We start from the raw sequence: 3,180 nt of genomic DNA on the forward strand, positions 1-3,180 counted from the left end.
CGCCGTCGCGCTGCGGCGGCACCACCATGCGCCGGGCGATGACGTTGGCAGCTCCCGCGCCGAGCTCTTTGCGAACAATGTGCAGGGCGGCGTCGATGCCGGCGGCCGTGCCCGCGCTGGTCACCACGTGGCGATCCTCGACGAACAGCACGTCCGGGTCGACCATGGTGCCGGGGAAGCTCGCGGCGAGCTTTTCGGCATGCATCCAGTGGGTGGTCGACTTTCTCCCCTCCAGGATGCCCGCCTGGGCGAGCGCGAACGCCCCACTGCACACGCTGAGCACCCACGCTCCTCGAGCTTCCGCCGCGCGGATCACCGACAGGTAGCGCTCATCCACGCTCTCCATGGCATGAGCGGGCACCGCGATCAGGTCGGCGCTGGCCGCGACATCCAATCCGGAGGGGATGATCATGTCGAAACCGAGGCTCGTGCGCACGGCTCCGGGGTCGGCCGTCGCAATCGTGAAGTCGAACGTGGGCCCGCCGCTGTCGCTGCGGTCGACACCGAACACCTCGCAGATGACGCCGAATTCGAAGGGGGCGACACCCGGAAGGGCGAGCAGGACGATGGTGCGCAGCATAAAACCCCTTGGCAGATATTCGACGGATATTGGTAAGCCTGCCACTGGTGGCAGTATTACGCAAACCTTAGATTTACTGCCATGGTGTTTCTTCTCGTGATTCTCGCGGTCGTCGCCGTCGCCTCCATCGTCGCAACCCTGCGCCTGATGGCCACCGACGGGTACCGGAGAACGCCCAGGCGCACGGGCTTCGCAGACCGGCAGTAGCGTTGGAGCCATGACTTGGCTAGTGACAGGCGGCGCCGGATACATCGGATCTCATGTGGTGCGGGCACTACGGGAGGCCGAGCTACCCGCGCTGGTGCTCGACGACCTCTCCACCGGCTTTGAAAACTTCGTGCCGGCTGGCGTGCCCTTCGTGCGGGGGAGCATCCTCGACGGCGAACTGCTGGTGCGCGTCATGCAGCAGCATCACGTGAGCGGGGTCATCCATGTCGCCGGATTCAAATATGCGGGTGTGTCGGTCACCAGGCCGCTGCACACCTACGAGCAGAACGTCACCGGCACGGCGACCCTCCTGGCGGCCATGGAGTCGTGCGCGGTCGATCGGATCGTCTTCTCCTCGAGCGCCGCCGTGTACGGCACCCCCGACTCCGAGCTGGTCACCGAAGAAACACCGAGGGTGCCGCAATCCCCCTACGGCGAATCGAAGCTGATCGGCGAGTGGCTGCTGGCCGACCAGGCGGTGGCTCGCGGGCTCCGGCACACCTCGCTACGCTACTTCAACGTCGTCGGCTCAGCCTCCCTGGAGCTTTACGACGCCAGCCCGCACAACCTCTTCCCGCTGGTGTTCGCGGCCCTTCTCGACGGCAGGATCCCGAGGATCAACGGTGACGACTATCCGACACCCGACGGCACCGCCGTGCGCGACTACATTCACGTCGCCGATCTGGCGGCGTCGCACGTGGCGGCCGCGCGCCGACTCGACGCGGGTGAACCGGTAGAGCCGGCGTACAACCTCGGCAGCGGGGCAGGCAGTTCGGTGGGCGACATCATGCGGGCGGTGCAGGATGCCACGGGCATCCGGTTCACGCCCGACATCGGCCAGCGCCGCCCCGGTGATCCCGCCCGGATCGTAGCTGCGGGGGAGCTTGCGGCCCGCGACCTCAACTGGACCATGCGTCACACGCTTCGTGAGATGGTCGAAAGCCAGTGGATCGCGACTCGCCGCGCGTCGCAACCCTCAGAGCGAGATTGAAGCATTTATCATTCCCGACTTGACTATCACCTAACTACAACGGTGTAATTATCCCTAACGCGCTTCGGTGGTCGGAACCGAGTGCGGAGGGGAGTAGGAACATGGCGGAGAACGGGTATCGCACGGGTGTTCCTGACGACTGGTTCGTCGATCCAGTAAAGCTGGGAGTGCCGGGGGTTCGCAGGGTCGCAGTCGTCGACGACGAGAACGAGTTGGCGTGGCAGTCTGACTCACTCTGCGCCCAAACCGACCCCGAGGCATTCTTCCCCGAGAAGGGTGGATCGACCCGCGACGCGAAGAAGATCTGCACCTCCTGCGAAGTGCGAAACCAGTGCCTCGAGTACGCCCTTGAGAACGACGAGCGTTTCGGCATCTGGGGCGGTCTCTCCGAGCGTGAACGCCGCAAGCTGCGCAAGCGGGCGTAGCGGCTCGCGGCGCCCTCAGTGGTGACGCACCTCATATCCGTCGCACAGTCTCGCGCCTTTGCAGCGAGTCAATACGCGGCAAGCCGCCCTCACACCTAGTCTCTACACGTTATGCAACCGAGAGTCATTGCGGTGCTGGTGGCTCTCAACGGTGCCAGTTACCTTCCGAGAACGCTGGCCGCGCTCGCGGCTCAGACCCGGCGACCCGACTCGACGGTGTCCGTGGATTCCGCATCATCCGATGCCTCACCGGCCCTGATGAAAGCCGCAAACCCCACGCAGTTCGTCGCAACCCCAGCGCGTCGGTCGTTCGGTGGCGCCGTCGCGCATGCGCTTCAGGTCGCCCCGGCCGCCGAGTCTGAGGACGAGTGGATATGGCTGCTCGGCCACGACAATGCCCCAGCCCCCACGGCTCTTGCCGCGCTGCTCGGCGCGGTGGAGGTTGCCCCCTCGGTGGCCGTTGCCGGCCCAAAACTGATGCGGCTCGACGAACCAGACGTGATTGCAAGCTTCGGCGAGACGCTCACCGCAGACGGGCGCTCGGTATCGCTGGTGGACGGCGAACTCGACCAGGCCCAGCACGACGTGCAGAGTGACCACCTCGGGGTTGCCGCCGGCGGGATGCTCGTCAGGCGAACGGTGTGGTCGGCGCTCGGTGGTTTCGATCCCGCGCTGCCCAGCGCTGATGCCGCGCTCGACTTTTCGGTGCGCGCCAGGCTCGCGGGTCATCGTGTGATCGGCGTCCCTACTGCTCGGGTGTCGAGTGCGGGCCCGCCCGAGCTGTTCGGCCGGCGGTCGCTCTCCGTCGGCGCTCAGAATCGCATCCGCCGGAGCGCGCAGCTTCACCGCCGGCTCGCCTGGGCACCGGCCGTGGCCGTTCCGTTTCACTGGCTGACCCTCGTGCCGCTCGCGGTGCTCAGGTCGCTGGGTCACCTCATTGCCAAACGGCCGGGCGCCGTCGGCGGTGAGCTGGCTGC

5 protein-coding genes are annotated in these 3,180 nt (G+C 66.4%); 4 read left to right on the forward strand and 1 reads right to left on the reverse strand.

The genetic code is table 11. From position 1 onward, the window contains the following. The coding region (locus tag RMN95_RS13330; RefSeq protein ID WP_309617395.1) for an AraC family transcriptional regulator at positions 1 to 580 on the reverse strand (580 nt) is incomplete at its 3' end. Positions 581 to 661: 81 nt separating this feature from the next. On the opposite strand from RMN95_RS13330, the gene RMN95_RS13335 reads away from it, so the two are divergent. The 4 genes from RMN95_RS13335 to RMN95_RS13350 form a co-directional block, all read left to right on the forward strand. After that, entirely contained in the window at positions 662 to 787 is a 126-nt protein-coding gene (locus RMN95_RS13335) for a hypothetical protein (RefSeq protein ID WP_309617396.1), read from the forward strand. A 10-nt stretch (positions 788 to 797) separates the two neighbouring features. Then, on the forward strand, positions 798 to 1,778 hold the full coding sequence (gene galE / locus RMN95_RS13340) for a UDP-glucose 4-epimerase GalE (RefSeq protein ID WP_309617397.1): 981 nt from the start codon (positions 798 to 800) through the stop codon (positions 1,776 to 1,778). Positions 1,779 to 1,879: 101 nt separating this feature from the next. Beyond that, the gene (locus RMN95_RS13345) at positions 1,880 to 2,203 is read left to right on the forward strand and encodes a WhiB family transcriptional regulator (RefSeq protein ID WP_309617398.1); all 324 of its coding nucleotides are present in this window, start codon (positions 1,880 to 1,882) and stop codon (positions 2,201 to 2,203) included. 111 nt (positions 2,204 to 2,314) lie between these two features. Then, on the forward strand, positions 2,315 to 3,180 hold an 866-nt coding region (locus RMN95_RS13350; protein WP_309617399.1), incomplete at its 3' end, for a glycosyltransferase.

The organism is Salinibacterium sp. (assembly GCF_031364185.1).
In the GTDB taxonomy this organism is placed as follows: Bacteria; Actinomycetota; Actinomycetes; order Actinomycetales; family Microbacteriaceae; genus Rhodoglobus.

What these genes read in the sequence shown, in the direction of transcription:
- RMN95_RS13335 (WP_309617396.1), top strand. Translation starts at nt 662, where the DNA reads ATGGTGTTTCTTCTCGTGATTCTCGCGGTCGTCGCCGTCGCCTCCATC.
- galE (WP_309617397.1), top strand. Translation starts at nt 798, where the DNA reads ATGACTTGGCTAGTGACAGGCGGCGCCGGATACATCGGATCTCATGTG.
- RMN95_RS13345 (WP_309617398.1), top strand. Translation starts at nt 1,880, where the DNA reads ATGGCGGAGAACGGGTATCGCACGGGTGTTCCTGACGACTGGTTCGTC.